Source organism: Kribbella caucasensis (genome assembly GCF_004361855.1).
In the GTDB taxonomy this organism is placed as follows: domain Bacteria; phylum Actinomycetota; class Actinomycetes; order Propionibacteriales; family Kribbellaceae; genus Kribbella; species Kribbella caucasensis.
The window spans coordinates 292,613-315,855 of the sequence record NZ_SNWQ01000003.1 but is presented as its reverse complement, the minus strand read 5'-3'; the positions used below and the strand labels follow the sequence as shown (position 1 = coordinate 315,855).

Genomic DNA, 23,243 nt, shown 5'->3' with positions numbered 1-23,243 from the left:
CATGCACCTGCACGAAATACACCACAAGGCGCTCAACGACGACACCAGCTGGGGTGCAGCGATTCACATCGCCGACAGCCATCCGGAGTGGAATGTCCGGCTTGCTCCACTGCTCGTCGACAGCTGCCGCATCGTCCACGAGTCCTTCGCCAGCTTCATGTCAATCTCGCTCGCCGGAGCTCGACATGAGCAAGCCGACTCCGTGCTTGACCAGTACCCCATCTATCGCCCGCTGGCACGGCGGCTCACGCGGCTACTCACGCCGCTGGCCGACTCCCATCGTCGCGACCTGGCCGCGACCGGTATCGCGCGCTTCTGCATGAGCTCACCGATCCTCGACCTTCTCGTCGACTCCTATCCCAGAGAAATCAGCTTGTCGGACATCCCTACAGCCTGGCTTCCCGACCATCGATTCACGTTGATCGCGAGTGCATCGGCACGCGTTGTCGCTGCCGCTGGATTGGAAGCAGACCGAGCCTTCCAGGAGCACCACGGTCACCCGATCGATGCCCTTACCCTTTATCTCACTGACGAAGCCCTCGACAGCGCATGGCAGAGCTGGGAAGAGCGCTTCGTTTCCGCACTCGCCGAGAACCAGGCGCGCCTCAGTCGACTGCCCGCCATTACCGCGAACTCGCATCTGGAGGCTGCTGCGGCGTTGGTCGCGGCAGCCTCCGTGGACGGGCTCACCATCGAGCCTCCCCACGAGCCCGGTGAGCACCCGTTGTCGGATCTCGAATCGGTTCAGCGGATCCTCACCGCGACCAGGATCCCGCTCCGCGAACCGTACAAATCCGGGATGGTCACTCCGGGCGAAGGGGTTGACCTCGCAGAGATTCTGGACCACTGTGCGGCTCACAAGCCGCCGTACGTCGTCGTTCACGGACGAACCACCAAGAGCCTGCTGGCCAACTTCGAGCTCAGGTCGGCCGACCGCGCGTACCTTGAAGCCCGTCCGCCGGGACCTGTCTTCGCAGTGCGGACGCTGACCGAGTACGGCGAGGATGACTTCGTCCTGCACACCGAGATCGGCAGCGCCCGCGAGTACGACGAGCTCGTCGCCGCGTGGGGCGACCGCGGGCTAGGCGTCAACTGTGTGACCGCGAGCTGTTTCCTGGAACCGGATTGGCAGGATGCATGGTCTCGCTCACTTCGAGCATGGCCTACGTTGGTGCTCGCCGATGTCGGCTTCGCGGCCATGATCGGACCGACGCATCTGCTCGGTGACGAACAGCGCGTTGACGCGGCCTCGATCGGTATCGGCCACCCGTCCCTGAAGGCGCTCGTCATGCATGTCGATGGACACCCGCACGTACTAATGTCAATCGCAGACGATCTGACTATCCAACTTCTCAATGGCCAACTGGTGGATCTCCTCGGCGAACGTCTCGCCGCCGACAAAGCGGACTGGACAGCCTGGTATGCGGCGCTGTCGGCAGTCACAGCGACGGTGCTGGGCACCGAGTCCGCGCTCCGCTACTCGACCAGATGAACGGTGACCAGGATGAGAGGTTGCCGTCCGGGCTCTACCACCGCAGGGGCTGGATGGTCGAGGTAGGCCAAGACGCCGAGGCCGACGAGGTACTTGTGGCGTCCATTCACGAGGCCATGCACGACCGGCTGCAGATGACAACCGTCTATGGTTGCCTCGTCGACGCTCTACACGACACGTTGGAGCCAGATCAGTTCAGTCTGATCCGGGCCTTCCAGACGCCGGCGACCGGGGTCCACGAACAGTTCGCGACATGGATGTCGACGGTGCCGACCGGATGGTCCGCGACAGACCTCTGCCGCAGCTTTCCGCTCTACTTGCGGCATCTGAGCGGTGCAGCAGACCGAGTTCGCTCTCTCCGCGGGAGGTATCACTCCATGCACGCGATCCAAGGAGCGAGCCGCAGCTGCATGCAGTCCGCCAGTTTGGCGGAGCTGCTCCGCGATACCGAACTTCGTGACCTCACACCGGCCATGATCAACCGCACGATGCGACCAGACTTCCGCCTGGCCAGGCTCGACACTGCCCTCAAGCGCTACGGCTGGGGTCCACTCCACGACTGGTCCCGGGACGCCGACTCCATGGACGTCGACCGATTCGCCGACGACAACGATCCGGAATGGGCAGCGCTCAATCAAGAGGCCTACGAGTACTGCCGAAAGCTGCTGAACGAGGCCGGCTGCTCCACGCTGCCCTACGACGGCCATCTGCCGACCGTCCACGCCCTTCATCGATCCCTTGGGAGATCGGCCGCCGTCGAGCATCGGCAGACCTCGTCCTCCGCTGCCGCACTCCTATCGGTCGAGTCGGAGACCATGGTGCTATCGGCACCGATACCTGCAACCGTGCTCGATCCCACGACTCCCTTGAGCAACCTGCTCTGCGGTGGTACCGATCGCGTTCACCTGTTCCTCGCGATTCGCCCCAGAACGAGCATCCTGCAGCAGTACCAACTCAGCGGTCACGACCTTCCGCCGAGCGAACACCTGGCGTTACTGCGTGCGCAGACAGACGACGGTGTCGAGATCCTCGATGTCTCCAGCCGCGATCCGAGCGAGCTACAGGCGGTCGGCGCAGTCATCACCAGCATCGCCATGTCATCACTAGCCGTTAGCCAAGTCGTAGATCGCTGGCGGCCGCTCCTAGGCCGCACTCAGGCCGGCGTGCTCTGCGATCTCCGTCCGTCCACCAATCTCCGCGCCTGGCTCTCCGATCCCCGGAGACAAGTCCGGTACGCGGTGTTCGGGGTCGAGGGCAACGCCGGCTGGGTTCGGTTTCTGGCGTTCCGCGTAGAGCAAGGCGGGACCAGCTCCCGGACCTATCTCGCGCCAATCAGCCGCCTGTACTCGTCCGGTCTCCAACTCTGGCTCGCGGAGACACCAGACCTCGCCGAGCGGGCTGTCCTGGACCAAACTATTGCCGACGAACCACTTGTCAGATTCTCGGTGGCTCACATCCTGCTCGAGGAACGAGTCTTCACCTTCACCACGGGAGATGCCAATGGCTGAGCCGACGGCTTCGCTGCAAGACCTGGTCGACGCCATCGAGGTACCCGACGAGGTCGACCGCGACTGGCTGATGGCCTTCTTCGACAGCGTTGGAGTCTCTCCCGGCACCTACCTTGCCGAGGTCGATGAGGATCTGTTCCTGCACGCGTCCGGCCAGTTCAGCGGCGAGCTCGAGATGCGCCCCGGAGGCTGGCGGGTGAAGTGGTCGGGCCAAGCGATCAAGACCGTGCTCACCACAGTGCTCATCGGCGGGGCCATGTTCGCCGCGGGAATGGACGAAATCCCCAAAGAGATTGTGGTTGCTGTCGTACCTCTGATCATCGACATCGAGAAAGTCCGCCTCAGCAACCGCGACAAGGAGCTCCTGGTCAGGCTCCGTACATCGACCGTCGGCCTCCAAGGCCTCGCGCTCAACCCGCAGGTCCTCTACAACCGGCTGGACGCAACCACCCGCAGCCGCCTCAACTACGACGACTTCACCGCATTCCTCGAGCACCTCGTCGAGGCCGGCGAAGCCGATGACGCCGGGTACGGCGACGTCCGGCTGCGCCCAGCAGACAAGCCTCAGTGGATCAGAATCACCTGGTCCTAGGCGCGCTCTCTGCGCGCCTCAGCTGGCCGGATGGGCACCATCCTCAACGAGGCACGTACCGTCTGGGCCGCCCGGGTCTGGAGCGCCCCTTACCCACCGGAGCAGACGGAACGCCCGATCGCTGATCTCTGACCGCGGATGAATCATTGGGGCCGGTACTTTGCTCTATTCTGTGCGCGGCGCCATCGGTGGCGCCTTCGGGCCGCGGGGGTACGACATGCTACATCGCCGAAGCCACGTGGGCAGCTGAGCGACGGTGCCCAGGAGGATTGCCGAGGCTGATGCCGTCGAGGCGATGGTGGCGCGAGGGACGCGGCCAATCGAGCCGTTCCCCGGGGTAGGGAAGCCGTGGCGCTGCCGGTGTCTGACGTGTCGGCTCGTGAGTCGCCCGCGCTACAACGACGTGGTCAACAAGGGCACCGGTGCCTGCAACAGGCGCTGTCGATCACGAAAGATCGCCGAGGCGCGCCACCTCGACGCCGCTGAGGCGGTCGCCACAATGGTGCAGTGGGGCTGGGAGCCACTCGAGGACTACCCCGGAGCAGGGAAGCCTTGGACCTGCATGTGTGGCGAGTGCGGCACGATCAAGAAGAAGAGGCTCTCACATGTCAAGAGGGGTACCGGCGGCTGCACCAGCTGCAGTGGGCGCGAAATTACTGCGGACGCTGCGCGGAACCTGATGGTCGCCTCGGACCTCGTCCCGCAGGTTGCCTACCCAGGCTCCCTGCAGCCGTGGCTCAGCCGCTGCAAACGATGCGACCACCTTGGAAGCCCGACGTACGCCAAGGTCCGCCGCCGGGGCCACCAGTGCTGGCTGTGCCGCGCCGACAAGATCTCGCGGGCTCTGCAACTCGATCCGATCGAGGCCGTGGCCCGCATGCGGGAGTGCGGTCTCGTCCCGCTGGTTCCGTACCCGGGCAGCATTGAACTCCCCTGGAAGTCCCGCTGCACGGTCTGCGAAACCGTCCTGGATCCGGGACCCAGACTGCACAACCTCAGCGGCGGACAGGGCGGATGCGCCGTATGCGCGGAGCGCGGCATCAATCCGACCTTGCCGGGATATCTGTACCTCGTCATCCACGAGCAGCACCAAGCACTCAAGTGGGGCATCGCGAACCTCGAGAATCGAGTCGCACAGCACCGCTCTCAGGGCTGGCTCCTGCTCGCACGCTGGAACTTTGACCTCGCCGGTGACGCCTGGGAAGTCGAGCGGCAGATCAAGTCTTGGGTGCGCCGGCGAGGCATCCCCAGAGCCCTCGATGCAGCCGACATGAAGTACGGCGGCCACACCGAGACTGCACGCACCACCGACATCAGCGAACTGGACCTACTCACGTACGTCGAAGACCTAATCCGCCGCGCTCCAGACCAACTCGCCAACCTGGCGCCCGAACACGCTCCGCACCAGGCAGCGGTCCGGCGGTCGTCCGCCCAGCATGGGTGAAAGCCTCGGGACGCTGCTCCCACGCGATCATCCGCGCTTACGGGGCTGCCCAAGGCTAGGCAGCACGCCCCTTCCCAAGCCCTTTGAATCGGCCGCCTTGATCCGGCCAGCAACCACTCGAAAGGGTCCCGTCAAGATCTAACGCCACTCGCTCGTCGCCCACTACAGCAACCAGATACCACCACCAGTAGCGACGGCGACGGGTGTCAGCCTGGCCTGATCTCAGCCAGCGTGAGTTCTCAGCGCACCTCTTTACACACTTCAATCAGCGCGAGAGCATGGTTGCCGATGAGAACCTACGCGCGACAAGCAGCCGCGGAATCCGTTACCTGTAAGGGATTCCGAGCATCATTGAGCAACGCTGATCAGCTTCGGATGGAATTCAGCGGGTTCGGGGTTCGAGTCCCTGGCGGCGCACATCAGCCCAGGTCACAGCGGTGGCCTGGGCTTCGTCATCTCCCCAGCCGAAGTTCACCGAACTCGTCGCCGGCGGACAACGCTCACCGAGTGGACGGTAAAGGTTCGACCCATGGTCAGTTCAGCGGCGCGCAAGATCATCTCCTTCGAGGCTGTCGATGTAGGCGACGTAGCGAACCGCGGTGTTCAGGCCGCGAGTGGACAGCAGACGACTGCGCGGATGAGCGATGTCGTCGACGCCGGCCAACGCGAGCTCCTCACAGCGTCGACGAAACCACTGCCAGGGCACATTCAGGTAGTCGGCGATAGCCTCAAGCCGTGCTGCTGGCGTCGACTGGGTACTCACGGCCTCCGCGGCGAGATGAGCGGCGATCTCCCGGTACATCGCTTTGCGAGAGGGCGGCGCCCCCACGCCCACGTACCAGAGTCCCGAAGCGCGCAACCAGTCGGCGACGATCACGTCGTCGCCAAGCACGAAGCCTTCAATGTCGCTCAGGTCAGGCTGGGCGCTGACCTCCACCCTGATGCCGAACGCCTCTATCAATGCCATCGCGAGCAGCAGGATCACACGCTCGTATCTTGGTGACGCCGCGATCTCGCTCTCCGGCACACAGAAACCGCGACGCATCCCCACAAACCACCGCGATGTACTGCGAAGGTACTCGAACTTGTGCGTCCAGATCAGCCATGACGCGGCGTCTTCGCCACGCTGTTCCCGGGACCAGAACAGCGGAGTGCCCGTCAGTCGATCCAGATGTCGCGTCACGTGCCGCGCGCAGAACCGAGAGCCCAGCCAGCGACCGGAGACCGTGTTGAGATTTGGTACTTCGCTGAGCGTCGCCTCCGATGTATGTCGCTCCTCGTAATGCGCCAGTCGCGCTTGGCTGGCCTCGAGTTGGGCGTCGTCGGCCAGGAGCGCCGTGTCAGTGTTCGTGACCGCCCAGATGATGCCGACTGTCAGATCGTCGATCAGATTCGCTGATGGCAGCGGCTGTGGGCCAGTACGACGATCAACACGTCCGGCGAAGCGTCGACCGTCGGAAATGTAGTAGTTGCGTTCGCGGTCAACGGCCACCACGATCGACCGCCGGTCGAGACGACGTAGCGACTCGACCAGGTCACCGCCTGGCTCAACCACCAGCCACTCCGTGCCCGCATTCTCAGCAGTGCAGTGATGCGCGACGACCTCGACACCGGCGAACGACCGCCCAGCTGGCACCTGCAGAGCCTCGATTGCGCCAACTTGCACAGACTCGCGACCCGCGGTCGAGTCGCGAAGCGAGATAACGTCCCGTGGTCGGCTCTCGGTACGGCGGACCCGCTGCCTGAAGAAGCCAAGTTCGGCATCAGTCGCAGCACCCAGGATGCGACGCAGGGCCGAGCGCACGTCTGCCGACGGCCACGAGTACCACCCACGCTCCCAGTCGGAGACAGACTTCGAAGTGACCGCTGCCACCCGGCCGGTTGAACGATAGATCTCGGCATTGATCTGCTCAGCCAGCGCGGACTGCGACAAACCGGCTCGCGCGGCGCGGAGCAGCCGGTTGGGTTGACGCTCCCGTTCAGCCACGGCCTCGCCCCGACACGGACGCATCGAACGTTGCCTTGGGCACCCTACTGAAAGTGCCTGAGCCGACAGTGGCGACCGACCACTGGCTCCCTCTCCGCATCGCTATCTCGAACGCGTCATGCCGTCGACCCCTCATCGCCTCACCCTCCTCCGCTCTGACCACTGGTCATATCCAGTGGCGGTGAGATTAGCCCACTCGACCTTCGCGGAGCAACCACCTATTATGACCAGTGGGATGGTGGCTGCGGCGCAAGTGCCGGACTGCCAAGGTCAACGTTCGAAGGCATAGTCGAGCCGTACTGGATCGAAAGTTCCAGGAGTCCGGTGGTTTCAGCATCCAGGACTCGCTGACGTCAAGGGGAGAAACAGTGGAAGCCAAAGCTGCAGCCAGTAGGACCGGGGACACGCCTGACGCCGCCGGCGACTCTGAGATCCCCGACGGCTCCACTGCCAATAAGACCGAGCGACTCTCCGCCATTCTGCGCGACCAAATCAGCTCCGGTCAGCTCGCTCCGGCAGCTGTCCTGCCGTCCGAGCGGCAGCTGATCAGCGTCTACGGCGTTTCACGGATCACAGTCAGGGCGGCGATCGCCGCGTTGCGCTCAGAAGGACTCGTGCAGGTCATTCCCGGCAAGGGAGCGTTTGTCCGGCGCGCGGGTGACTGGCCTGTTCACATTCACGCTCGCACCATCACCGTGGACGGAGACGGCAACTACGTCGACAACGAGAGCAGCGCCGGCGAATGGCACGAGATCGAGCCACTGCACAAGTACCGAACGGACGCCGACGCACCGCTGGCCCTCGCACTGGGTGTCGCACAAGGCACCTCGTTCTACGCGTCCGATCGACTGCTCGAAAACAACATCGGAACGCGCATCTTCGTCCGCACCTACCTCCCGGCCTTCGTGACCCGCGAGATCCGCAAGCTCGCACGGCATCCCTACATCTCCGCCCGCCAGGTCTACAGGGCTGCTCGTGAGGCCGGGATGGAGCCCGAATTCAACGACTACATCACCGCCCGCAGCCCTTCCCCGGACGATGCCCGCAAGCTCCGCATATCCGACGGGACCCCGATGCTCGTCACCCGCCGGATCGCGGCCTACAACGAACGGCCACTCGTCATGCAGGAGACCCGCCGCAGCGCCGAAGACACTCAACTCCACTACCGCCCCGGAGCCTGACACACCACTTGCCGCCGTCGAGCCTCCACGGATGCGAGGCTATGCGAATGGCACCCGAGCCTGACGAAGTTGACGCCGACGCGATCGACCCACTCCTCGGCCAGCCGCGGATGGTGGCGGATCCGAGGATCTCGGTCACTCAAGCCGCCGTCGTACTAGACAAGACTCCGGCACAGGTGTATCGGACGATCCAGCTTGGCCAGCTCCAGCGCCGAGGCGACCCGAACACCCGCTACGGCATCGCACTGTCCGACGTGCACGAGCTTCGCGACAAAGGCGAGCCCATCCCGATAAGGCGGGCCGCTCAGTCGCTCGCGCGCTCAGTCAGCGCCATCCTCGAACTGGTTGCCGACGGCAAACTGCCGCTGGTGCCTGGCACGAAGAGCCTGGTGTACCCGGCTGACGTGCAAGCGATCGCAGCCGACGTTGCCGGTCTGCCCATCCGCCGGCCAGGGGGACCATCCGGCCATGTCGACACTGCCGCGGCCGCCAAGCGACTCGGGTTGAGCGAGTCGTACGTACGCCAGATGGCCGCGGCAGAGAAGATTCTGGGAGGGTTCCAAGACGGTCAATGGTGGTTCGACTCAGCTCACATCGACATGATCCACCGCGCTCGCCGAGCTCGCCGCTTGCGCGCCATCCCGCAAAAGCGGGCCTAGGATGCGGCTCGTCGCCCCCGCTCCTCTTTGACCACTCGTCGAAGGTCGCGGACCGACCAGCCGAGGATCTCAGCCGCGGCCTCGGCGGATCCGCATACTCTGGCGAGTTCGGCGGTCTCTGTGGCCGACGCTGCTTCCGCGTTGGCGACGCGTTCGTCGTACCGCTGGATCGCGAGTGCCTTGGTCTCGATGGCGCGGGCCAGTGATGCTTGTGCCTTGATGGCGCGCGCCGTCGCGACCTCGATTCTCGCCTGTCGTTCACGTGCTCGCCGCAACGCGGCGACCCTCTCGCTGGCTGCCATGGCTCAGTCATCTCCAACGGATTCACAACGTGGGGCCGTCGATGTCGGGCGGAAGGAACAGCGAGTCGGGCGCCCGCGCCGGCACTGGGGGAAGGGATGGCCGATTGGCCTTCAGGTACTGGCTTGTGGAGTTGAGGAGCTGCCTGGCTGCATTGACGACTCGCGCTCCGGTCGCCTTGACCACGTCCTCCGGTTGCTGCGGGTCGACCGACGCGGCCCAACCGGCGACGTAGTCGAAGGATGAGGCTTCGAGGCTGAGACCATGATGTGCGAGCACGATGTACGCGACCGATTCGGCCTCGATTTCGCGCACTCCTTGGCACATCACGCTCCCCGCTCCGGTCACTTCCGGCAGCGCGTGCAGGCGCATATGGCCGACCTCGTGCGCCAGCCGCGTGGCTGCGGTCAAGTCGTCGAGATGGTCGGCGACCACGATCTGCTTGGCGTGGAAGTCGGTGAAGCCCGCGGATGCGTCTCCTGTCGGCCGGACGTCGACCGTGAAGCCATCCTTGGATGCCTCTTGCGCGAGAGCGTCCCACAGACCGTTCGGAGGCGTGTGGCCACCGCGAGCCGGTACTGGAGGAAGATGGATCGGCGGGCCGACAGTGTCCGTGACGTCATAGACGGACCCCACCCGGAACCCGATCACCTGGTGGTGGACCCGACCGTCCGCCGCGGCCGCTTCGAACGCAGCACCCATTGCGGTCTGCGAACGGATCGGCTCAAGGATCCTGATCGCGCGCCCCTTGATCACCCGCCGCCCCAGTTTCTCCCACGCCTGGGCACGTGCGACCCAGTTGGCGTGGGGCATCTGCAGATTGATGAGCACTACATTTCCGAAACCGAAGCTCGGGAACAGCGCCGCCGCGTCCAACCATTTGGCCCAGTCAGCTCCGGTTCTCAGCTTGCGCACCTCTGTCTGGAGTACTTGATGCAAGTCCTCCGCACTCACTTGTTCATTGCCCACAGCAACCTCCCTAAGATCTGGTCGACGGAGGCTCAACGGTTGAGCTCAGGGGGTCTTGTCCTGGATCGGCAATCCGGGTGCTCATCGGGGTGGTGCGCCGCGTTCTGTTCGGTACGTCGAGGTACGGCGCCGGCACCCTCATGGGCTCGTCGCCTGCCGGGCGGGCCTGGTGCGACGTGCCGGCGAGCCGACGGGCAACGCCGGCCGACGCGGTCAGATGACCAGCGCTCCACGCTAGAGCATCAGTCAGATCCTCGAAGTAGATCGGGAGATTGCTTGACACCCAACGAGGCTGGAGGGGTCTCGATCCACCACCTGGCCGGCGCAGATACTGCAGATCGAGTTTCGCGACCTCATGTCGTGGCACGAACAGGCGTCCCTCCAGGATCAGCCCGGCGACTGCGTACTGCTGTTTCCTGGCGACCTGATCCGCTGACCAGACCAGCTCATCCATCGCATCAAGAAGGCCCATGGCTATGCGTCTATTCGGCACCAGCTCTTCCGGCCGCAGCAGCCGTCCTTCGGGTCGAACGGCACGATCAAGTGCGGCTTGAAGGTCGAGGGACGCGATCTCACCAGGCGTGTTGCTCTGCCCACTCAGGTCGGACAGCCGACGGTGCCAAGACATGGCAACCCGGATGGCCCCGTCCTCGAAGGCCCTCAAGCCGGCCTCCAGAGTCTTCAGATCGAGCTGCTGGCCGGCGTCCAGATCGGCCGTCGGCGCGGCCAGGAGATGTGCAGCAAGGTGCGACGTGTAACAACAGACGGTGCGCAGTTGCGCCGTCGCAGAACGAAGGTCTCGAGTCAGCAAGGTAAGAGGCGCCGCGGAAGCGTGCGCGCGTTCCCACCTCGCCGCGCTCCGAGCGAGACTCGACAGGGCATCAGCTGGGGCAGAAGGCGCCCCCGCCGTGAGGCAGCCGAGCGCTCCGAGCCCAGCGCGCCGTACATCGGACCGGGCGAGCATCTCGAACTCCACCATCAACGCGAGGAGACGCCGATACTCCGGTGTCGCGCGAGGAATCTGGCGCTTCACACCTCTCGCAGCTATCAGCGCGATCGCCGCGACCTCCGCCCTGGCCGCCACCAGATCATCGCGATCGTCCAGGACGCTCGCCGTACTCGGAGCCTGCATGGCGAGCAAGTCAGCCCCTGCACCGATGGCCTGCGCCAGACGGCCCAGTGAGTTGTCGGACACCTTTGCTGGCCACCTCGTCCGCCCGATATCACCGAGGCGGACGCGCAGCCAGCGCAGGTGGCTCACCGTCGCGGCGAGCACTGCCCGCCAGTCGGTCATTAACTCGGCTCGGTTTGCGTATGTCCCGCGGTGTGCATTAACCGCGATGCGCCGGGCGGTCCGGAGCAGGTCATCATACGTCGCGCGCATCCTGGACCATCCGGATGTCCGCCGCGGCCGACCGCAACGCGTCTCCGAGCGCGAGCCGCCAGCTGAGCTCCTCGATCGGAACGTCGAGCCCGTCGACCGCAAGCACCGCCTCCTCGAGCAGAGCCGCCGGGTCACCGTCGAGATCCCCGTCGTACGGCCCGTACGGCGTGATGTCGAGCAACTCGCACAGCCTGTACCTGCTGAATGCCGTCATCGCCCACCGCCCATCGACGGCAGTCACCTCCATCGCCTCAACAATCGCCTCGGCCCGAGTGACCAGGTCAAAGACCCGACGGCGCACCTCATCGCCGTGGGACACGTTGTTGTTCACGCTGACTCCTTCCGTTGCAGTCCTTGATCGCGTGATCCAGGACGTCCGTCGTCGCCCGGCAGGCTCACACCGCGTACGTCGTACTTGCCGCAGGCACCTGAGTTCGTCTGAACCACAGCCACTCAACGGATGCCGCTGACAGCTTTTCGGCCCTCAGACCAGGGAGACCGCTGTCACACTTCTTGCACCAGAGGAGCTCGCGCTGCCGACACGGCAGGATTCAGGCCTGCACAGGTCCGCCGTTGACCTGTCATGGAGCATCTGGCGCATCGATCACTTCACGCATTTGGATGCGTGCGGTCATGCTGAGCATCCATCGGCTGACGGCCGGAGATGGCTACAAGTACCTACTGCGGCACATCGCTTCTGGCGATGTCGACCGCCGCATGGCGACCCCGCTGACGTCGTACTACACGGCCTCCGGATACCCACCTGGGCGATGGACCGGCCGCGGTCTCAACGGCCTCGGCGACGGCCAACTCCTGTCTGGAAGCGAGGTGACCGAAGCGCAGATGGCCGCCCTCTTCGGTCGTGCCGAGGACCCGGTCACCGGCCGTGCACTGGGCCGTCCGCACCCGGTGTGCAGGCCTCCGTCCGAGCGGATTCAGGACCAGATCCGAGCCCTCGATCCTGCGCTCAGCCCGTCCGCGCGACAGGACGCGATCGAACAGGTCCGCAGGACCGAGATGCGCCGGAAGTCGAAGCAGGCCATCGCTGGTTTCGACCTCACCTTCTCTCCCGCCAAGTCCGTTTCAGCGCTCTGGGCAACGACCGACGTCGGCATGCAGGAGCAGATCGTCGCCGCGCACCACGAGGCCGTCAACGACGTGCTCGATCTGATCGAGCGGCACGCAGCGTTCACCCGAACGGGCCACGGAGGCATCGCCCAACTCGACACCCGCGGCCTGATAGCCGCAGCGTTCGACCACTGGGACACCCGCAGCGGCGATCCGCAACTCCACACCCACGTCGTCGTCGCCAACCGCGTCCAAGGCCCGGACGGACAGTGGCGAACCCTCGACGGCCGCGTCCTCTTCCGCTCCGTCGTCGCGATGTCGGAGATCCACAACGTCTTCCTCGCCGACAATCTGGCCCGGCGCCTCGGCGTCAACTGGGAACTCCGAGAGCGCGGCTCCCAGCGAAACCCGGCCTTCGAGATCGACGCCGTACCCGACGAACTCATCCGCGAGTTCTCCGCCAGAACCGAACAGATCGAAGCCAACCTCGCGACACTTCTCGAGGAACGTGGAGACGAGATCCATCCACCGGACCGACGCGAAATGTACGTCCTCCGCCAACGAGCGACCCTGCTGAATCGCCCACCAAAGCACCTCGCCCGACCGCTCGCAGCCATGATGAGCGAGTGGCGAAACCGCGCCGATCAGGCGATCGGCCGCGACGCCGTCGACACCATCCGACGATCCCTCGATCAGGCCGGCGACCGCCCACTCGCGGCCGCAGATCTCAGCCCGGAGACCATCGAAGCGTACGGCGCCGCCACCGTACTGACCCTTCAGAACAAGCGCGCGACGTGGACACGCTGGAACCTCCTCGCCGAAGCCGCCCGCCAAACTCGTCTGATCCGTCTCGTCTCCTCAAGCCACCGATTCGCCGTACTGCAGTTCATCGTCAACAGCGCCGAGCAGCAGTCGATCAGCCTCACCGCTCCCGACCTGGTGACGGTTCCGACCACGAGAGCGAGCGGCGAAAGCGTCTTCACGATCCACAACGGCGAGATCTTCACCTCACCGGTGATCCTCGGCGCGGAGTCGCTGTTGCTGGATCTGGCCCGCGATTCCAGCGGGCCAACCATCCAGGAGACGGCTCTGCCGGCGAAGGATCTGAGCGAGGACAAGGTCCGGGCGCTCCACCGAATCGCGACCAGCGGACAGAAAGTCGAAGCACTGATCGGCCCCGCCGGCACCGGCAAGACCAGCCTCCTGTCCGCTCTGACAACCAGCTGGCAAGCCGCCCACAGCGAAGGATCGATAATCGCCCTCGCACCGTCCTCAGCCGCCTCGACCATCCTCGCCGACGCCATCGGCACACCAACAGAAAACATCGCCAAATGGATCTACGAATCGGTCGGACTGGGAGCCGAAGAACGCCGAGAACGGATCCAGCAGGCTGAGTACGCCGCCCACCTCGCCCACCGGGCCGGTCGCCGGCGCCGCCATCAGCGCCTGTCCATCGTCCTAGCCGCTCTGCGCGCAGAGCAGGACCGGTGGAGCTTCCGCGCGAACCAGCTCGTCATCATCGACGAGGCATCTATGGCTGGCACTATGGAACTCGCCACCCTCGCCCGCGCAACCAACGCAGCAGGCGCCAAACTGCTGCTCGTCGGCGACGACGCCCAACTCGGAGCCGCCGACACCGGCGGAGCGTTCCGCCTCATCGCCCGCGACACTGAAGCCGCCGAACTCACAGACGTCTGGCGCTTCACCCACCCCTGGGAACGCGAAGCAAGCCTCACCCTCCGCGGCGGCGACCTTGCCGCAATCGACGCATACGACGACCAACGCCGACTCGCCGCCGGGTCAACCGACGACATGGAAGACGCCGCCTACAAGGCCTGGCTCGCCGACACACGCGGCGGAAAGACCAGCCTCCTCATCGCCGCCGACAACACCACCGTCGCCCGCCTCAACGCCCGCGCCCGCCTCGACCGAATCACCACCGGCGAGGTCGAACCCGACGGCATCGAACTCCACAACGGCAACCACGTCGGCCTCGGCGACCACATCGTCACCCGCCTCAACAACCGCCGCCTCCGCTACGGCCACAACAACTTCGTCCAGAACGGCGACCACTGGACAGTCATCCACCGCTGGCCCGACGGCTCCATCACCGTCCAAAGCCACAACGACGAAACCGTCACCCTCCCCAGCACCTACGTCCAGGAATCCGTCGAACTCGCCTACGCCACCACCGCACACCGAGCACAAGGCGCCACCGTCGACACCGCCCACCTACTCGTCACCGACCAACTCACCCGAGCCCTCTTGTACGTCGGCATGACCCGCGGCCGCCACAACAACCGCGCCTACGTCGCCACCCACCAATCCACCACCGACATGCACGAACCCCACCCCGAACAAACCATGCAAGACGTCCTCGAAGCCGTCCTCGAGAACCCCGGCGTCGAACAATCCGCCCACGAAGTCATGCGCCAAGAGCTAGACAACGCCACCCGCCTCGACCGCCTGGTCCCCATCCACGAACACCTCTGCCAACTCGACGCCCGCACCCGGTACCACCAAGCCATCACCACCAGCGGCCTAGACCCCACCGACCAAGCCGCACTCCAAGCCTCCCCCGCCTACGGCGCCCTCATCGCCGAACTCCGCCGCGCCGAGAACGCAAACCTCAGCATCCCCCAACTCCTCCACCAAGCCGTCAACCAATCACCCCTAACCAACGCCAACGACCTCGCCGCAGTCCTCCACACCAGAGTCGAACGCATAGTCTCCAGAGCCCTCCGCAGCACCGGCCAGCGCCCGCCGATGATCGCCGGCCTCATCACCACCGCCACCCACGTCACCGATCCCACCTTGATCGCCCCACTCCGCGAAATCGAAACCCAGATCGCCCACCGCGCCCACTGGCTCGCCGACAAGGCAGCACGCGAACAGCCTGCTTGGTTCCAGGAACTCGTCCGACTTGTCGCCGCCCGACCTGAGGCTGACATGGCAACCTGTCTACGGCAGGTCGCCGCCTATCGAGAGCGATTCAACGTCCAAGGACTCAGCGCGGTGGGCAGCGTGCCACCGCAGACTGCCCTCGCACAGTTCGCCCACTATTCTCGACTCGTGAGCCAACTCAGTTCGCCATCACCCGCCACCCCAGCAGCCCAGTTGTCGAATCACGGCGCGGACACAGATGCGCTCAACCTTCCCCCCGCTGACCTGGGCGACTCGCCAAGTAGCTGACTTGGATCGCAGCCCGCAACTGCCAGGCCGCGAATCACCGCATGCCTCTTCGCAATTCTCGAACGTCGGCGGGATCATCGGGCGGATCTGGATGCCGCCGTACGAGAGATACGTACAGCACGACGCCAGTCCGGAGCGAATCATGGCGAACTCGAACTTGTAGGGCTCGGGAAGTTGAGCCAAAGCGGCATCGAGCTTCGCCAGGGCACCGGGATCGACCGCGGGCAACATCAGGCGAACCTGGTGGTGAGCACCGGGGTCAGGCTCGCCTCGGAGCCGTTGAAGCAACAAGCCGGACAGGAACGGCGACAGCGCTTCAAGAACGAGAAGGTACGCGCCGACGTTCTCGTGGCGCCGGATGGTTATGCCGTACTCCTCATCAACGAACTGCTCTCCGGCGTGCGCGTCGTCGAAGATCACGAGGCGCGGTTCAGGGAGCTTGGGGCTGCTGTTGAAGATGGCGCTGTACGTTGCGATACCGATCGCCTCGCCGCCTTCGACCGCAATTTCGTCTGCCGTTTCCCAGGTCTTGTGACTTCCGATCAGCAGGACCCCGGGCACACCTTCGCGCTGCGCCGTCGCGAGAACCTGGCGCGCCAGTTGCTTGGTCGGGGTCGCGCAGATGACAGGACCTTCGCCCATGCGACGCACCCACTCGCCAATGAGAAGGCCCGGCAGCGTCTTGCCCGACCCGGTCGGCAGCTCAAGAGCGAGGTCAGGGGTGCTGAGGTGGGTGCTCGGCGTAGGCCCGGATGACATCCCCCTGGTGCAGCCAGAGGCCATCGACGGCTTCGGTCGTACGGGGCAAGGTGCCGCTGAGATACAGCTCCTCGGGTGAAGGAAACTGCTGCGGTACGCGCTTGGACTTTCCTTGGAAGGCCATCGTCAGTGATCCATTCCTTGACGCTCGACGTCAGTCAGCCGCGGACCGCCCGAGGCCAGCCGTCACCGGCAACCTCTTGAAGACGGCCCATAAGCCCCGGTGCAAACATTGCCGAAGTGGAGCGCGACGTTACATCGGCGTTCCAATGCTCGTGCTGTGACCCTAGGACTGGATCCGGACGCAGAAGGACGGTGGCTGGTCTCGACGCTCACCTGGAAGTTCGCACCCGGCTCGGAGCCGTGACACTGTCCGCCAGAGGAGGTGCAGACGGCTGGCGGCTGGCGAGCTCATAGTTTTCGCCGGGTTAGGTGTGGCAGTCGGCGTGCCGGTCATCTTCAGCCGGACTGCCGGACGTGGTGACAGTTCGAACTCAGACATCGAGCTCGCACACTGGCGCCGGTTGAACGCTGAGGTGAGCTCGACGCTGCGTGCCGGTAATCGCACGTTCCTGCGGGTCCGCTTCTCGGTCGGCACGTCACTCATTCAAACCGACGTGCAGTTTCCGCTCACCGGAGCGGTTCCGCACGCGGGGCGGCGAATCCCGATCAGGTACGACCCGGCGGCTCCGGCACGGGTGACGTTCGACCTGCACCCGTCCACGCCTACGTCCCCCAGAGTAACGGAGGAGCCATGCCAACCGGATAACAGATGGCTCAGGTAGCACGCCGTACATGCGAGTGCAGATACGGCGTTCGCCAGCCGCGCTGGCGTATCGACTCTCGCGGACTACGCCGACACCGACTCGGTCGCGCTCCGGCATGCCGGCTGACTCTGCGTCTATTCATCGACTAACGCTAGTCCGAACAAACAACGGTCGTTCCCCCTCTCTGCCCGACCGCGTCATCGAACACAGCTAGCAGGTCGCGCACCTGCTGCGCACTGAGATCAGCATGGCCCAAGCGGTTCTGCAGCGCGGCCCAGGAGAGTCCAGGCTGCACGATCACCACCTCGCCGCGCACGAGCCGAGTGTTCTGGTTCAGCGCCCATGACCGATGCGCCGGGTTTATGCCGAGAAGCACGCGGAGAAGCCGTTCACTGCCTTCGATGATCGTAAGTCGTGGGCTTGCCTCGCCAGTCAGCCTCTTGCCCATCTCCTCCCATAGAGAGAGGTCGGTGAGCCAGCGGCGACTCTTGATGGCCTGTGCCACAACCACCTGCATCTCGCTCACTCGAACCGCTGGAGTTGCTGTGCCTGCCGGCTTGACGTGCCATAGAGCGATCCTTGCCCGTCTGCCGTGATCTACCTCCAGGACGATGACGTCTGCCAGCTCGCCACCACCATCGTTGCCCAGTATCCAGCGCCGCGCGTACGACGTCGGCGTTGCCGCGATCTGGTCAGCGACCGCACTTTGGACCGAGATTCCATTGCCGTGCTCCGCAGCAGTGGCGTCGGTCTCGGCGGTGATGTCGACGCCTGCCCAACTCGGCTTGAGAGTCTTCACCGAAGGCAACGTCCTCATGGGCGAGACTGGCTCGTACTTCAACCCGCCGTGGACAGTCGTGCCATCATAGAAATAGATGTTCGGTGGCTGCAGATCCAGGAGTTCCGAGAAGGATCTCCTCGTTGCCCAGCCGCGCTGCGCTATGCACGGAGGCGTGTCTTGGGCGTCATGGAAGTCTCCGAGAACATCCTGGTGACCACGCCAGATCACTTCATTTCGAAGTTGATCTGTCGCCTTGAGCGGAAAGACGTCGGCGGTCCTGGCGGCGCTGGTGTCCAGCTCGATGTCAACAGTTTCCAGCGGTGTCCCGTTCGCCACAGTCCAGCCGCGACCGATCAGATCGGGGTTGAGCTCAACCAGGACCACGTCGCCGGACGGAAACTTGGCCAGGCGCAGCCCGCGCGCAACATCGGGTAGAAGCGGGTTCGCCGCGAGCTCGGTCGACCAGTAGCGCTCCGCGAAGTCGTTCAGGAGGTCCTGATACAGGCGGAGTGGGACGTTGCGCGCTTCCCAGAACTTGGCCTTCGCGGTCGCAATACCTGTGGTGTAGGTTGAATTTTCCTCTTCTACCTGGGCCATCGCGTGACCGATCGCGGCTTGAGCTGTGTCTGCTTCTCTGAGTCCGCGGTCGACTCCACTGCCCGCGAAGGTTTTGTATGTGGGCGCACCTCGGCCTCCGGCATAGGTGTTTCGCACGCCGACGTTGGACACCGAGAGTCGGGGAAGTGTGTCGAAGGCGCCTTGCAGAAGCGCGGGATCGGCGATCCGCAAGTGTTCACGCTCAACGCCGAGTGCCTTCAACAGTTCGTTGGTGACCTGGCCGTTCTCGCCGTTGACCAGCAGGAGTCCCTGCTCATGGCTCTTCTTTGCCGGAACCCAGGTAATCAGGTGAAGTTCGTATTCGTGGCTGTCAAGTCCGGGATCCATGTGCCATCTCGGGCCTGTCGCGGCTTGAGTGATTACCATGAGCGTCTGCTGGTCCGGTGTAACGGATGCGTAGTAGATCTGCTTGCCTCGCAGCATCCGGCCGACGGCGATGGCATCCGGGAGATCGCCGTTCACGAAGCATGGTTTCCAATCGTTCTGGCGCGCTTCGTAAACCCTGGCTGCGACCATCGGATGGATCGCGTCGACAGCCAACTCTGCCGGCGCAGCTTCGAGCCGCTCGGCGAACCGACGGTCAGCAACCGTGCGTTCAATCTGGTCGTCTGCAATCCTCGGAAGCAGGACGGACCAGTCACTGTCTTCCTCCCACAGCGACTTCACCGCACCCCTCAGTGCCGGGTACACGTCGGTGTCCTGGACGGTCACCAACACGGAAGGCTGGGGGAACCGCGGGCTGGGACGCACCAGCCGTCCTATCAACTGAACAGTGGAGCTCAAGGACTTGTGCTTGTCGTGATAGGCGGCCAGCCGTAGCCGCGCCAGGTCAAAGCCTTCACCGAGCATGCCGACCACCGCTACCGCGCGGATCGAGCCCGTTTGCAAGCCCTCCACGATCCGGGACTTCTCACGTTCGGGCAGTCGAGAGACAAGTACCTCAACCGGTTGTCCCGCCGCACTGTAAATCTCTGCAAGTTCGCGAGCGCGCCGCTCCGACTCTGCTCGTACGAGGAGCGCGCTGCTCCCGTGCTCGGGCTGCGCGAGTAGTTGCAGGATCCGGGCGACGATGGCGTCATCACAAGCGGACTTCGTCCCGGGAACGGGCATTGGTAACACGTCCGACACAACCGGCTTGTAGGCACCGTCTTCAATCGCTCGCCTCAGCGGGTAGTGAAAAACAACGTCGCCAGGCAGGCGCTGGCCATCCCTGCGCCGAGGTGTGGCACTCAGGAGCACTCCTCGCGCGTCCGTCCAGTAATCCAGGATCGCCCGCCAGGTGGGCGCGGGAGCGTGATGTGCTTCGTCCACCACAATGACGTCGAACAGATCGCGCGGTGGAAGGTGTCCCTCGTGGTGCACGGGGCTGATCGAATCCGGCAGTGCAACGACTACATCGGCCTCAGCCAGGTCCTCCCAATGCAGTTTCCTTCCTCTCACCTCGACGACCTTCGGCCGCGCGCGACATTCGCCGTCGAGTGCATCGATCCTTCGAAGGACGTCTTCACCTTCGAAAGATGCTGCCAACTGTTCGCGCAGCTGCTTGCTCGGCACGACGACCAACACGCGACGGGCACGCAACAAGTACGGCACGGCAGTCGCAATCGCGCTCTTACCGCTTCCCGTAGGAATTGCAACAAGGGCCGCTTGACTGTCATGAATCGACCAGTGCGCCAGCAAAGCACCGAGCGCACCTAGCTGCGCCTCACGCCACGAAGGCACGCCGGGTCGAGAGAACAGACGAAAGCTGGCCGCCTCGGCCGAATAGTGGTCCGCCATGCTGAGCATGGTGCCCAGCAAATCGCCAAAACGCCATGGTTGGACCGCACCAGGTAACAATGTGTCATCTATTGCGATGTCAGCTCGGGCGGGCGTCGGCAGATCCCGAGGCAATGCTTTCTGCACCAGATCAACTATCTCAAGGCCTGAAGCACATGAAAGCGGAACCGATGGAGACCGGGCCGGCCCGAGCGGACTCCGAGAACCAACGCGGGACGTTGACCGGATTGCGAGCAGAGCGCAGTCTGGGGCTGGGGAGGAACAGCGGGCCAATCGCGATCCAGCCGCGGCCCAACTTCTGCTCAAGGGGGAATTCAAATGGCTGAACAAGGCGACACGCATGCCACGGCCGCAGTCGGTGGACTGCCACTTCGCGACTGCGACTTGATCATGAAGGGCGGCATCAGCAGCGGAGTCATCTATCCGCGCGCCGCTACGAAACTCTCGGAGACCTATCGGCTCCGTCGGGTCGGTGGTGCTTCAGCCGGCGCGATCGCCGCCGCGTTGACGGCCGCCGCCGAGTATGGCCGGGGCCAAGGTGGCTTTGCCGCATTGCAGGACATTCCGACGGAACTGGGGGCCAACCTCTCAGGGCTCTTCCAGCCGTCGCCCGGTACGAAGCCGGCGTTCTCGATCCTGTCGGCCTGGCTCGAACCGGCGTGGTCCACCAGCCGGAAGGTGTGGGCGTCGCTGCTGCAGGTCGTCAGGCGCACGAGCATAGTTCTCGCATCCGTGACGCTGCTTCTATTGGTTCCGGGGTTCGCCGTCACGGTCACGAGCCGAGGCGCACCGCACGGCCTGCGCGACTGGCTCGGCGTCGCTGCGGGCACCGTGGTCTGGCTCCCGGGAGCGCTTGCGGTTGGGTTCGTGGTCGCGGCTGTCGTCTTCTGCAGAAGAACCCTCAGGAAAATTGTTGCCAATGGCTACGGACTCTGCGACGGCCACAGCACCGACCCGAGCGTCGGCCAGGCTCCGCTGACCGATTGGCTCAGCGCCCAGATCGACTCCCTCGCCGGCCTGGCACCAGGCACCGGCCCGCTGACCATCGGACATCTGTGGGGTCCGCAGGCGGTCGCAATGCAGCAGGTGATCGCGGCTAAGGACAAAACCAAGCGGCGCGTACTGCCGGAGGAGAGGATCCTGGCCGCGAAGGAGCGTGCCATCGACCTCGAGGTGATGACGACCAACCTGACCCATCGCCGACCGTACAAGTTCCCGTTCAGCGACCGAACCTTCTTTTTCTGCTGCGAATGTTTGCGCACGTACTTCCCGGACAGCATCGTCAACCACATGGTCCAGTGCTCTGCAGCAGCGGCCGACAAGATCGACAGCACCGGGCAGGTCAAAGTGAACATCTCAATGAAGTGCCCCCACCACGGCGGCAGCGCGGTGTACGCCGTACCGAACGCCTGGGACCTGCCTGTCGTCGTGGCAGCCCGAATCAGCCTGAGCTTCCCCGGCCTGATCAGCGCGGTCCCGCTGTACTGTGTCGACTGGACTCGGCAATCCGGCAAGCGGAAGCTGATCGAGGTCTGGTTCTCCGACGGCGGCATCTCCAGCAACTTCCCCATGCACTTCTTCGATACGCACTGGCCAACCCGTCCAACGTTCGGGATCAACCTCAGCCAAGCTCATCCCGACTTCGACGCACCCGTCTGGCGACCGTCCGCCGGCGCCAGTGGCATGCTGCCGCCGAGCTATCCGATCACCTCGGTACCGAGCTTCCTGGCCGCTGTGGTGCGCACCATGCAGAACTGGGTCGACAACACCCAGATCACCATGCCTGGCTTCCGTGACCGCATCGCCGTCGTCCGGCAACGACACGGCGAGGGTGGGATCAACCTCAAGATGCCGTCGACGGTGATCGAGGACCTGGCAAACCGCGGCGCCGAGGCGGCCAAACTATTCGACGACTTCGACTTCGACCAGCACCGCTGGATCAGGTACCGGGTGGCGATGTCGGAGATCGACGACGCGCTGACCAGAATGTACAGCGACTACTGCCCACCCGATGGCTACCACGACTTCGTTGCGCAGCACGGCCCAAGAACAAAGAGATACCCCATCAGTGGACCAATGATGACGACGCGCGAAAGGGACCTGACCGACAAGCTCATGCAGCATGCACGCAACTCAGCTCAACAGAAGCACCCACCGAGCGCAGGCAGCGTCCCACGACCGAAACCGCTCCTGCGGCTCCTGCCCAGGCAATGATGTTCACCGCATCCTGGGTCGCTGGCCTCGTCGCCAGCGGACTCGTCCTGCTGCTGGCAAGCCGGTCAATGGCCCAACAAGCAGCCACACTCCGCCAAACCGGCGGACCCGGCATCGTCGCCTTCGAACTGGCCGGAACCACTGCGAAGTCACGCGAGATCCTCACCATGTGGGGCCTCGCCGGTCGTCACGCAGCCAAGCGGAACCTCTATGCCGACTTCCCGTTCATCATCGGCTACGTAGGACTGCTCGCGATTCCCGCCTGGGTCTCGGCAGACACTATCGGAAACCAGACGTGGCACTGGGCGGAGGGGATCGGGCTGGCTGTTGCCATCGCCGCCGTACTGGCGGGCGTGCTCGATATCGCGGAGGACCTGCTCTTGCTCTCCGCCCTCTCCGCAGCCGACGACGCCACGAACGACCTCCAGCCCCAAACACGCGCAGGACAGATCTGTGCCCTCACCAAGTTCACCCTGATCGCCTTCGCCATCACCTGGCTGATCATCGTCGCCGTACCTGTCGTCCTGACAGCCGTCGGGACGGCCTAAT

17 protein-coding genes are annotated in these 23,243 nt (G+C 64.5%); 9 read left to right on the top strand and 8 right to left on the bottom strand.

Features of this window, described 5'->3' with window-relative positions; translation table 11 throughout:
• The first annotated feature begins 1 nt into the window (after position 1).
• The 4 genes from EV643_RS08790 to EV643_RS08775 all read left to right on the top strand — a co-directional run bounded on the left by EV643_RS08790 (position 2) and on the right by EV643_RS08775 (position 5,036).
• Positions 2-1,492, top strand: a complete 1,491-nt coding sequence (locus EV643_RS08790; protein ID WP_166665364.1) for a hypothetical protein — start codon at positions 2-4, stop codon at positions 1,490-1,492.
• 410 nt (positions 1,493-1,902) lie between these two features.
• A complete protein-coding gene (locus EV643_RS08785) occupies positions 1,903-3,000 on the top strand; it encodes a hypothetical protein (RefSeq protein ID WP_133799485.1) in 1,098 nt (365 codons plus the stop codon).
• Complete coding sequence (locus tag EV643_RS08780) at positions 2,993-3,592, top strand: hypothetical protein (RefSeq protein ID WP_133799484.1); 600 nt, start codon at positions 2,993-2,995, stop codon at positions 3,590-3,592. The genes EV643_RS08785 and EV643_RS08780 overlap by 8 nt, the downstream gene beginning before the upstream one ends.
• 379 nt (positions 3,593-3,971) lie before the next feature.
• Positions 3,972-5,036 carry a hypothetical protein gene (locus tag EV643_RS08775; protein ID WP_133799483.1) on the top strand — a complete coding sequence of 355 codons (1,065 nt, stop codon included), beginning with the start codon at positions 3,972-3,974 and terminating at the stop codon, positions 5,034-5,036.
• 538 nt (positions 5,037-5,574) lie between these two features.
• Here the strand turns inward: EV643_RS08775 and EV643_RS08770 are convergent.
• A complete protein-coding gene (locus EV643_RS08770; RefSeq protein WP_133799482.1) occupies positions 5,575-7,023 on the bottom strand; it encodes a helix-turn-helix domain-containing protein in 1,449 nt (482 codons plus the stop codon).
• A 368-nt stretch (positions 7,024-7,391) separates the two neighbouring features.
• On the opposite strand from EV643_RS08770, the gene EV643_RS08765 reads away from it, so the two are divergent.
• Positions 7,392-8,204 carry a GntR family transcriptional regulator gene (locus EV643_RS08765; protein WP_166665363.1) on the top strand — a complete coding sequence of 271 codons (813 nt, stop codon included), beginning with the start codon at positions 7,392-7,394 and terminating at the stop codon, positions 8,202-8,204.
• 47 nt (positions 8,205-8,251) lie between these two features.
• On the top strand, positions 8,252-8,863 hold the full coding sequence (locus EV643_RS08760) for a hypothetical protein (protein ID WP_133799480.1): 612 nt from the start codon (positions 8,252-8,254) through the stop codon (positions 8,861-8,863).
• Here EV643_RS08760 and EV643_RS08755 read toward each other — a convergent pair.
• From EV643_RS08755 to EV643_RS08740, 4 genes are all read right to left on the bottom strand, one after another.
• On the bottom strand, positions 8,860-9,165 hold the full coding sequence (locus tag EV643_RS08755) for a hypothetical protein (RefSeq protein ID WP_133799479.1): 306 nt from the start codon (positions 9,163-9,165) through the stop codon (positions 8,860-8,862). The two genes, EV643_RS08760 and EV643_RS08755, sit on opposite strands and share 4 nt — an antisense overlap.
• A 22-nt stretch (positions 9,166-9,187) precedes the next feature.
• Complete coding sequence (locus EV643_RS08750) at positions 9,188-10,168, bottom strand: M78 family metallopeptidase domain-containing protein (RefSeq protein ID WP_133799478.1); 981 nt, start codon at positions 10,166-10,168, stop codon at positions 9,188-9,190.
• Positions 10,143-11,426, bottom strand: a complete 1,284-nt coding sequence (locus EV643_RS08745; protein ID WP_133799477.1) for a hypothetical protein — start codon at positions 11,424-11,426, stop codon at positions 10,143-10,145. Before EV643_RS08745 ends, EV643_RS08750 begins: the two co-directional genes overlap by 26 nt.
• Positions 11,427-11,499: 73 nt before the next feature.
• On the bottom strand, positions 11,500-11,847 hold the full coding sequence (locus EV643_RS08740) for a hypothetical protein (protein ID WP_133799476.1): 348 nt from the start codon (positions 11,845-11,847) through the stop codon (positions 11,500-11,502).
• A 302-nt stretch (positions 11,848-12,149) separates the two neighbouring features.
• Here EV643_RS08740 and mobF point away from each other — a divergent pair, with 302 nt between their 5' ends.
• Positions 12,150-15,776: a MobF family relaxase gene (gene mobF / locus EV643_RS08735; RefSeq protein WP_166665362.1), complete on the top strand. Its 3,627-nt coding sequence runs from the start codon at positions 12,150-12,152 to the stop codon at positions 15,774-15,776.
• On the opposite strand, the gene EV643_RS08730 is transcribed toward mobF, so the two are convergent.
• The 3 genes from EV643_RS08730 to EV643_RS08725 all read right to left on the bottom strand — a co-directional run bounded on the left by EV643_RS08730 (position 15,678) and on the right by EV643_RS08725 (position 20,480).
• Positions 15,678-16,535: a DEAD/DEAH box helicase family protein gene (locus EV643_RS08730; protein WP_166665361.1), complete on the bottom strand. Its 858-nt coding sequence runs from the start codon at positions 16,533-16,535 to the stop codon at positions 15,678-15,680. The two genes, mobF and EV643_RS08730, sit on opposite strands and share 99 nt — an antisense overlap.
• Positions 16,492-16,659: a hypothetical protein gene (locus tag EV643_RS44070; protein WP_166665360.1), complete on the bottom strand. Its 168-nt coding sequence runs from the start codon at positions 16,657-16,659 to the stop codon at positions 16,492-16,494. The genes EV643_RS08730 and EV643_RS44070 overlap by 44 nt, the downstream gene beginning before the upstream one ends.
• Positions 16,660-17,453: 794 nt before the next feature.
• Positions 17,454-20,480 carry a DEAD/DEAH box helicase gene (locus tag EV643_RS08725; protein ID WP_133799473.1) on the bottom strand — a complete coding sequence of 1,009 codons (3,027 nt, stop codon included), beginning with the start codon at positions 20,478-20,480 and terminating at the stop codon, positions 17,454-17,456.
• A gap of 318 nt (positions 20,481-20,798) precedes the next feature.
• On the opposite strand from EV643_RS08725, the gene EV643_RS08720 reads away from it, so the two are divergent.
• Both EV643_RS08720 and EV643_RS08715 read left to right on the top strand, forming a co-directional pair.
• Positions 20,799-22,694: a patatin-like phospholipase family protein gene (locus EV643_RS08720; protein ID WP_133799472.1), complete on the top strand. Its 1,896-nt coding sequence runs from the start codon at positions 20,799-20,801 to the stop codon at positions 22,692-22,694.
• Entirely contained in the window at positions 22,694-23,242 is a 549-nt protein-coding gene (locus tag EV643_RS08715) for a hypothetical protein (protein WP_133799471.1), read from the top strand. The genes EV643_RS08720 and EV643_RS08715 overlap by 1 nt, the downstream gene beginning before the upstream one ends.
• Position 23,243: the final 1 nt, after the last annotated feature.

Excerpts from the sequence above, each read along its gene's own strand:
- EV643_RS08790 (WP_166665364.1), top strand. The coding sequence starts at position 2 with ATGCACCTGCACGAAATACACCACAAGGCGCTCAACGACGACACCAGC.
- EV643_RS08785 (WP_133799485.1), top strand. The coding sequence starts at position 1,903 with ATGCAGTCCGCCAGTTTGGCGGAGCTGCTCCGCGATACCGAACTTCGT.
- EV643_RS08780 (WP_133799484.1), top strand. The coding sequence starts at position 2,993 with ATGGCTGAGCCGACGGCTTCGCTGCAAGACCTGGTCGACGCCATCGAG.
- EV643_RS08760 (WP_133799480.1), top strand. The coding sequence starts at position 8,252 with ATGGCACCCGAGCCTGACGAAGTTGACGCCGACGCGATCGACCCACTC.
- EV643_RS08755 (WP_133799479.1), bottom strand. The coding sequence starts at position 9,165 with ATGGCAGCCAGCGAGAGGGTCGCCGCGTTGCGGCGAGCACGTGAACGA.
- EV643_RS08745 (WP_133799477.1), bottom strand. The coding sequence starts at position 11,426 with ATGACCGACTGGCGGGCAGTGCTCGCCGCGACGGTGAGCCACCTGCGC.
- mobF (WP_166665362.1), top strand. The coding sequence starts at position 12,150 with ATGCTGAGCATCCATCGGCTGACGGCCGGAGATGGCTACAAGTACCTA.
- EV643_RS08730 (WP_166665361.1), bottom strand. The coding sequence starts at position 16,535 with ATGTCATCCGGGCCTACGCCGAGCACCCACCTCAGCACCCCTGACCTC.
- EV643_RS44070 (WP_166665360.1), bottom strand. The coding sequence starts at position 16,659 with ATGGCCTTCCAAGGAAAGTCCAAGCGCGTACCGCAGCAGTTTCCTTCA.
- EV643_RS08725 (WP_133799473.1), bottom strand. The coding sequence starts at position 20,480 with ATGGCGGACCACTATTCGGCCGAGGCGGCCAGCTTTCGTCTGTTCTCT.
- EV643_RS08720 (WP_133799472.1), top strand. The coding sequence starts at position 20,799 with ATGGCTGAACAAGGCGACACGCATGCCACGGCCGCAGTCGGTGGACTG.
- EV643_RS08715 (WP_133799471.1), top strand. The coding sequence starts at position 22,694 with ATGTTCACCGCATCCTGGGTCGCTGGCCTCGTCGCCAGCGGACTCGTC.